The sequence below is a fragment of the Streptomyces sp. CB01881 genome (genome assembly GCF_002953255.1).
Classification (GTDB): domain Bacteria; phylum Actinomycetota; class Actinomycetes; order Streptomycetales; family Streptomycetaceae; genus Kitasatospora.
This window is the reverse complement of record NZ_CP026498.1, coordinates 11,009,622-11,014,024: the sequence shown is the minus strand read 5'-3', so window position 1 is coordinate 11,014,024 and position 4,403 is coordinate 11,009,622. Positions and strand designations below refer to the sequence as shown.

At 74.6% G+C, this 4,403-nt stretch carries 4 protein-coding genes and 1 pseudogene; all 5 read right to left on the bottom strand.

The window, feature by feature from the left end; all coding sequences use genetic code 11:
- Positions 1-267 (bottom strand): hypothetical protein (locus C2142_RS37440; RefSeq protein ID WP_194235863.1); only part of this gene is annotated, 267 nt, incomplete at its 3' end.
- Between the two features lie 17 nt (positions 268-284).
- Positions 285-1,133 (bottom strand): ECF transporter S component, encoded by an 849-nt coding sequence (locus tag C2142_RS37435; RefSeq protein ID WP_148647181.1) that lies wholly within the window; start codon positions 1,131-1,133, stop codon positions 285-287.
- Complete coding sequence (locus C2142_RS37430) at positions 1,130-2,773, bottom strand: ABC transporter ATP-binding protein (protein WP_148647180.1); 1,644 nt, start codon at positions 2,771-2,773, stop codon at positions 1,130-1,132. Before C2142_RS37430 ends, C2142_RS37435 begins: the two co-directional genes overlap by 4 nt.
- Complete coding sequence (locus C2142_RS37425; protein WP_241003066.1) at positions 2,770-4,011, bottom strand: energy-coupling factor transporter transmembrane protein EcfT; 1,242 nt, start codon at positions 4,009-4,011, stop codon at positions 2,770-2,772. Before C2142_RS37425 ends, C2142_RS37430 begins: the two co-directional genes overlap by 4 nt.
- Positions 4,012-4,015: 4 nt before the next feature.
- Positions 4,016-4,403 (bottom strand): annotated as a pseudogene (locus C2142_RS37420) (hypothetical protein); the annotation flags it as partial.

Below are 4,403 nucleotides of genomic sequence, written 5' to 3'. Positions count from 1 at the left end.
CGCCAGCAGTTCGGGCAGGCCACGTCCTGGGCCCAGCTGTCCGTCCAGCCGCTCGGACCGGTCGGTGGGGATGCTCGCCAGCACCCGTTCGACTTCGGCCAGCAGCTGCCGTCCCCGGTGGAGGTCGAGTTTCATCCGGGCCACCTGTGCCTGCTGCCCGCCGAGCTGTCGGCGGGCGGACTCAAGGCCGGCGTGCTGTTCCGGGGTCAGGACGACGACGACGACGCCGTCCACCGTCATCGTCCGGGGCTTTCCAGGCTTGGGCACGGTAGTGGCCTTTCGGTTCAGGAGCGTACCGGTCCCGCCGCCCGCAGGAGGGTGTCCGGGCCCGTCGGTGCTCCGGGCACGTCCGCGGCCTCGAACCGGACGACCGGCTCGAAGTTGGCGCGCCGGGCGGCGCGGCGGAAGACGGCGAGCACGGCCGGCCCGACGACCAGGACGGCGGTGAAGGTGGTGACGGCGCGGCCGGTGTCCCAGCCGAGCGAGGTGGCGAGGTCGAAGAGCAGGTAGCGGTGCCACTGCTCGGTGAAGGGCAGGCCCGGCAGGTAGGCGATCGAGCTGTTCGGGTCGGTGGAGAACGGCCAGAAGGAGAGGTTCAGCAGGAAGCCGAACAGATAGCCGGAGAAGGCGCCGTAGGTGGCCAGCATCGGCACCTCCCAGCGGCGCCGCGCCCTCGGCAGCAGCCCGGCGAGCATGCCGACGAAGGCGCAGCCGAACATCTGGTACGGCATCCAGGGGCCGACGCCTCCGGTCAGCAGGGCGGAGGCGAACAGCGAGGTGCAGCCGAGGGTGAAGCCGAAACCGGGGCCGAAGACGCGGCCGGCCAGGACGAGGACGAAGAAGACCGTCTCCACCCCGGCGGTCCCGGCGCCGAGCGGGCGGAGTCCGGCGTTGACGGCGGACAGGACGCCGAGCATGGCGAGGGTCTTGGCGTCGATTCCGCCGGCGGCGATCTCGGCGATGACGACGGCGAGGACGAGGACGAGCAGCGCGCCGAAGATCAGCGGCGGGGCGTAGGAGGAGCCGAACTTCCCGGGGGCGACCACGAACGGCCAGGTGAAGGCGGTCAGGCCGATGAAGCCGGCCAGGGCGACGACGATCCGGGCCCGGCCGGGGATCCGGACGGCGGTCACCGGGCGGCCTCCGCCGGTGCGAGCACCTCGGCGACCTGACGGATGGTCAGATACGCCAACGGGGCGAGGATCTTGGCGGTCTGCGGGGCGAAGGTGGGCGAGGCGACGATGACCTCCGCGGTGGGACCGTCGGCGACGACCTCGCCCTCGGCCATCACGACGACCCGGTCGGCGGCGGAGGCGACGAACTCGACGTCGTGGGTGGAGACCACGACCGTGCGGCCTTCCGCGGCGAGGGCGTCCACGATGCCGGTGAGCGCCTCCTTCGCCTGGTAGTCGAGCCCGCGGGTGGGCTCGTCCAGCAGCACCACCCTTGGTGCCGCGGCCAGTTGGATCGCCAGAACCAGGGCCAGCTTCTGCCCCTCCGAGAGGTCCCGGGGGTGGGTGTCGTCCGGGATTCCGGGGGCGAGCCGGTCGAGGACCTGCCGTGCGGTCGGTCCGGCGTCCCGACCGGACTCCAGGTCGCTCTGGGCGAGTTCCTGCGCGACCGACTCCAGGTACAGCAGGTCGGTGGGGGTCTGCGGGACGAGCCCGACCAGTTGGCGGGCCCGGGCCGCGGGGAGGCGCTTCGGATCCTGCGCCGGCCCGCCCTCCGCTCCGACGACCTTCACGCTGCCGCCCTGCCGGGGGCCGGAGCCCTGGAGAGCCCAGAGGAGCGAGGACTTGCCGGAGCCGTTGCGGCCCATCAGCGCGGTGACCTGACCGGCGCGCAGCTCCAGGCCGACCTCCCGGACGGCGGCCACCGGCCCGTAGCAGACGACCACCCCCCGGGCGTCCAGCACCGGTTCCCCCGCCACCGCTGCCCGGCGCGGCGGGGGAACCGGCACGTCGGCGAGCCGTTCCCGCAACGGGGCGGCGGCACGGCGGGCGTCGCGGACGGACAGCGGCAGCGGCCGCCAGCCGGCGAGCCGGCCGAGGCCGACGACGGGCGGTGCGATCACGGTGTCCCGGAAGACCTCGGCGGGCGGCCCGTGCACGACGGTGCCGTCGCCGGCCAGGTAGGCGACGCGGTCGGCGTACTGGACGACGCGCTCCAGGCGATGCTCGGCCAGCAGGACGGTGACGCCCAGGTCGTGGACGAGCCGGGTGGCGGCGGCGAGCACCTCCTCGGCGGCGGTCGGATCGAGCGCGGAGGTCGGCTCGTCCAGCACGAGGATGCGGGGGTGAGCGGTGAGGACGGAGCCGATGGCGACGCGCTGCTGCTGGCCGCCGGACAGCTCGTGCAGGGCGCGGTGGCGCAGGTCGGCCAGCCCGAGCAGATCGAGGGTCTCCTCGACGCGCTTGCGCATCACCTCCGGCGGGATCGCCAACTGCTCCATGGCGTAGGCGAGTTCCTCCTCCACCGTGTCGGTGACGAAGCCGGCCAACGGGTCCTGGCCCACCACGCCCACCACGTCGGCCAGTTCGCGCGGCGGATGGTGCGCGGTGTCCCGGCCGTCCACGGTGACCCGGCCGCGCAGCGTGCCCCCGGTGAAGTGCGGCACGAGGCCGTTGACGGCGCCGAGCAGGGTCGACTTTCCGACGCCGGTGCGGCCGACCACCAGGCAGAGCTCGCCCTCCGGGATGTGCAGGTCGACATCGCGCAGGACGGGCGTGGTCTCGCCGTCGTACACCACGCTGACCTGGTCGAATCGGATCACGTGCTCACCTCGGAGGTCGTGCGGTCGGTGCGGGAGGTTCGGGTGTCGCCACCGGTGCGCGCGGTCAAGCGCCGACCGGGCACGGGGGCGGGTTCGGGCGTGCGACCGGGCGGCGGCGCGACGATCCCGGCGGCACCCGCCAGCAGCACGGCGAGCACCGGGACGAGCGGCAGCGTCGGCCAGGCCAGCGGGTAGAGGGACGGGTTGAGGTCGGTGGCGTCGTAGCCGACCGTGGCGAACAGCAGGACGGCGGCGGTCACACCGCACCCGGCGACACCGCACTCGGCGGCCCGCCAGCGGTCGGGCCGGTAGGTGGTGCGCCGGACCCGCCGCCCGCCGAGCAGCAGACCCGCCACGCAGAGCAGGGCGCCCACGAGGAAGGCCGGAAGTCCGAGCGCCGCGGGGGCCGTCCCGTCCAGCAGCCCGTACACCCCGGCGCACAGGCCGCACATGCCGAGCAGCATCAGGGCGCCGGTGAGCCGGCGGGAGCGGCGGGAGGCGGTGCCGGAGCGTCCGTAGCCGCGTGAGTCCATCGCGGCGGCCAGGTGCAGCGAACGCTCCAGCGCGTCCTCCAGCACCGGGACCACGATGCTGCGCAGCGCGCGGATGCCCTTCTGCCGCCCGGCACGCAACCGCCGTGCCCGGGCGACGCGTTGGACGCTCTGCACGAGCTGCGGGGCGACGCTGAGCGACACCGTCACGGCGACGCCGAGCTCGTACAGGGCGCCGGGCAGGACCCGCAGGGCCCGTTTGGGGTTGGCCAGGGTGTTGGCGGCACCGATGCAGCAGATCAGGCAGGCCAGCCTCAGCCCGTCGAAGGCCGCGGAGAGGGTGGCCTCCAGGGAGACCGGGCCGCCGATCCGGATGCCCGCGTACCAGGCGGGGGTGGGGATGTGCGGCAGGGAGAAGAGCAGGTGGTCGTGCGGGGTGATGCCGGTGGCGAACACGCAGCGGAAGACCACCCGGATCGCCACCACGGTCAGCGCCACCCACAGGTAGTACGTGAAGCCGCGTGCCCACGGGGCCTCGGTGCGGCGGGCGGTGACCACGTAGCCGAGCACCGCGAGGACGAGCAGGAGCAGGAGCGGGTTGGTGGTGCGGCTGGCTGCCGTCGCCAGGGCCAGCGCCCAGGCCCACCAGGCCAGCGGGTGCAGGTTCCGCGGGCTGCGCCGGCTCCCCGTGCTCCGGCCGGGGGCGGCGGGCGGGGAGCCGGCGTGGGGCTTGTCGACGATGCTCACCGGATCACTCGCCCTGCCGGCGGCGGCGCGCGGTGACGGCGGTGACCACGCCCAGCACCACCACGAGGACGGCTCCGATCGCGGCCGGCACCATCGATCCGGAGTCGTGCGGGGCGTCGGCGGCCGGGGCCGCGTCCACCACCCTCGGCCCACCGGCGTTCACGGAAGGCAACGGACTGTCGGTAGCGGTGGGCGTCGCGGTGGCGGTGGCCTCGACGGACGGCGTGTCGGACGGCTGCGCGGAGGGCGTCCCGGCCGACGGGGCGGTCGCCTCGGCGGCCGGTGTCTCCGGGTTCGCCGGTGCGGGGGCCTCGGCCGACGGGCTCACCGGTGCGGTACGACCGCCCGTGCCGCCGGACGATCCGCCCGTGCCACCGCCCGAGACGTTTCGT